This is a genomic window from Lutibacter sp., from assembly GCF_013139515.1.
GTDB lineage: Bacteria > Bacteroidota > Bacteroidia > Flavobacteriales > Flavobacteriaceae > Lutibacter.
On sequence record NZ_WTAR01000107.1, the window covers coordinates 1 to 2,998 of the forward strand.

A 2,998-nucleotide genomic window follows, 5' to 3' on the forward strand; every position below is an offset into this window, starting at 1 on the left:
ATAAGTGTACCAGCATGACCAATACCTACCCACCATACAAAGTTGGTAATATCCCAAGCCCAACCTACGGTTTTATTTAATCCCCAAACTCCAATTCCTGTTCCAATAGTGTATATAATTGAACCAACACCCCAAAGGAATGCTAATAGTGCAATTGTAAATGCTGTCCACCATAATTTATTTGCTTTACCTTCAACTGGAGCTGCTACATCTACAGTAATATCGTGGTAGCTTTTTTCTCCAACAATTAAAGGTCTTCTTATAGGTGCTTCGTAATGAGACGACATAATTCTTATTTAATTATTATCTATTAATATTATTTTTATGCTTCTTGCGTATTCTTAACTTTTACATGATAAACCACGTTTGGTTTTGTACCAATGTGGTCTAATAAATGATAAGCTCTTTTATCTTCTGTTAAACTTGTAACTGTATCTTCTTTATGGTTTATATCACCAAATACCATAGCATTAGTGCTACAAGCATTAGAACAAGCAGTTTCAAATTCATCTGTATTCACTGGTCTTCCTTCTTTCTTAGCTTTTAAAATAGTAGCCTGCGTCATTTGAATACACATTGAACATTTCTCCATAACACCACGTGAACGAACAGTAACATCTGGATTTAACACCATTTTACCTAAGTCATCATTCATGTTATAATCAAACTGATCATTTTCTGGGTATTCAAACCAGTTAAATCTACGTACTTTATAAGGGCAGTTGTTTGCACAGTAACGTGTTCCAACACATCTGTTATAAGCCATTTGATTTTGACCTTGACGACCGTGAGAAGTTGCTGCAACTGGACAAACTGTTTCACAAGGTGCGTGATTACAGTGTTGACACATTACTGGTTGGAAGGCTACTGAAGGATTTTCAGAAGGGTCTTCTAAATCAGACATTGTGTTTTTATATCCTAAAACTCCTGTACCATTTTCTTTTGTTTCAACATCACCTGCAAAATCTTCTTCGTGAGAATAGTAGCGATCAATACGCAACCAATGCATATCTCTTGACATTCTAATTTCTGCTTTTCCAACAACTGGAACATTGTTTTCAGCGTGGCAAGCTATAACACAAGCTCCACAACCTGTACAAGCATTTAAATCTATTGAAAGGTTAAAATGATGCCCTACAGTTCTATCAAAAGATTCCCATAAATCAACTGTTGATGCTTCAACTTCATTATGGTCTAAAGAAACCACAGGAACTTTATTCCAAGTTTTTCTAGAGTTTAATGATTGATCATTATACGTTTCTAAAGTTGTTTCTTTAATAATATCACCTCTACCCATTAAGGTATTGTGTAACTGCACACACGCAAATTCGTGTTCTCCAGCAACTACATTTAAAGAAACATCTGATTGAAAGTTATTGAAATTTTTATAGAATTGGTATCCGTTCGTACCTGTTTTCATTTCATCTTTTAATCCTTGAGTACGTCCGTAACCTAAGGCTAAACCTAAAGAACCTTTTGCTTGTCCTGGCTGAATTAAAACTGGTAACGTTTCTGTTACTCCGTTTGAAGTCACTTCTACTAAACTACCGTTTAAAGCTCCGTTTGCAACGTTTTCATTTACAACTCCTAATGCTTCAGCATCTGCTTTAGACATTGTTAAGTAATTATCCCAAGAAGTTCTTGTTATTGGGTCTGGAAATTCTTGCAACCAAGGATTGTTTGCCATTTGACCATCTCCTAAACCAACTTTAGTATATAATGATAATTCTAAATCGCTACCTTCTACTTTTGCTAATTCTGAAGCTGCTTTATCAGCATCTACCTCTAAAGCAGAAACTTCAGCAGAAATAGCTGCAACAAAAACCCCATCATGCAAAGCATTATTCCAAGAAGCGCCATTTAATACATCTGCATTCCAACTTTCTTTCAAGAAATCGTAATACGTAGTTGTGCTACCTGTCCAAGCTAATAAAGCATCTTGAAATTGACGCGTATTAAACAATGGTTTAATAGTAGGTTGCATTAAACTGTAGTTTCCTTTTTTAATTAGCACATCACCCCAAGACTCTAAATAATGTGGTGTAGCTAATGCATATTCAACTGCATTTGCTGTTTCATTATCTTGCATAGAAAATGCAACCGATAATTTTACTTTTTTCAATCCTTCAACAAATTCAGAAGAATTTGGTAGTGAATACACCGGGTTAGAATTATTGATAATTACAGCGCCAATTTTTCCAGCATTCATATCTGCAATTAGTTGTGCAACGCTAGCATCGTTTCCGTGTCTCACATTTTTTGTTGCAACAACATCAATTACTTCACTATTTATTGCGTTGTTAATTGCTAAAGCTACTAATTGTGCATTTTTATCTTGAATTCCGGTTACAACAACTGCTTTGCTACCAGCTTTTTTAATTTGAGCAGCAGTATTTTGAATTGCAGTGTTTAATGGTGAAGCTTCTTTTGTCGCTATACCTTTAACAACTGCTTGGTATAATTTTATTAGTGCTAAGTTTTGTTCAGATGGTTTTACCATAACACGCTTATCAGCATTTGCTCCTGATAACGTCATATTAGATTCAATCTGAACATGGTGTGACATTTTTCCATTTTTTGGAACACGACCTTTTGCATAACCTGCATCAAAACCTCCACCTTGCCAATCTCCTAAGAAATCTGCTCCAATAGAAACAATTACATCCGCTTTTTCTAAATTATAATCTGGTAAAGCTCTTGTACCGTACATTTCATTAAAAGCATCTAACGCTGCTGATTCTGAAACTGCATCGTAAACCACATGATTTACTTTTCCATATGTTTCGTTTAGTTTATTTACTAATTTTCTAGTTGAAGGGCTAGCACAAGTACCTGTTAAAAGTGCAATAGGCAAACCTGCTTCTTTAACTTCATTTAGTTTTGCTACAATTTGACTATCTACATCTGTCCAAGAAATTTCAGCGCCATTTGCTTTTGGTGCTTTTAAACGAAGACTATCATATAATGATAATACTGAAGCTTGCACACGTGCATTTGT

1 protein-coding gene and 1 pseudogene are annotated in these 2,998 nt (G+C 35.0%); both read right to left on the minus strand.

Going from position 1 to position 2,998, the window contains the following annotated elements; translation table 11 throughout:
* Nucleotides 1-287 (minus strand): annotated as a pseudogene (locus GQ540_RS09655) (hydrogenase); the annotation flags it as partial.
* Nucleotides 288-322: 35 nt separating this feature from the next.
* Nucleotides 323-2,998: 4Fe-4S dicluster domain-containing protein (locus GQ540_RS09660; RefSeq protein ID WP_291800466.1), on the minus strand; the 2,676-nt coding region annotated here is incomplete at its 5' end.